The 288-nt window shown below is 66.3% G+C and carries 1 protein-coding gene; it reads left to right on the top strand.

Annotation, left to right across the window (positions count from 1 at the left end):
- Positions 1-7 precede the first annotated feature (7 nt).
- Entirely contained in the window at positions 8-106 is a 99-nt protein-coding gene (locus V3391_RS17860; protein ID WP_332079768.1) for a DUF4256 domain-containing protein, read from the top strand.
- Positions 107-288: the final 182 nt, after the last annotated feature.

Below are 288 nucleotides of genomic sequence, written 5' to 3'. Positions count from 1 at the left end.
CGGCGCCCTGTTCTGCGACCGCCGCTATGAGCAGGTATTCGTGTATCACAATGGTGCCGAATCGTATTACGCGGGCCGGGGCTTTCGCGGGATGCTGCGCATTTAGCGCGCCGTCGTGCGGCGCCAGCGCCATGGCCAGGCTGCCAGGCGCTACGCCACCGCTTCCAGGCGCAGCTGCCGCCCCTCGCCCAGCATCACTTCGAATTCCGAGGCCGGCACGGCCGGGCTGAACAGATAGCCTTGCAGCTGGTCGCAACCGAGTTCGCGCAAGAAACGCATCTGCTCGGC

It is taken from the genome of Luteimonas flava, assembly GCF_036584485.1.
In the GTDB taxonomy this organism is placed as follows: Bacteria; Pseudomonadota; Gammaproteobacteria; order Xanthomonadales; family Xanthomonadaceae; genus Luteimonas; species Luteimonas flava.
This window is presented reverse-complemented; position numbering and strand designations above follow the sequence as displayed.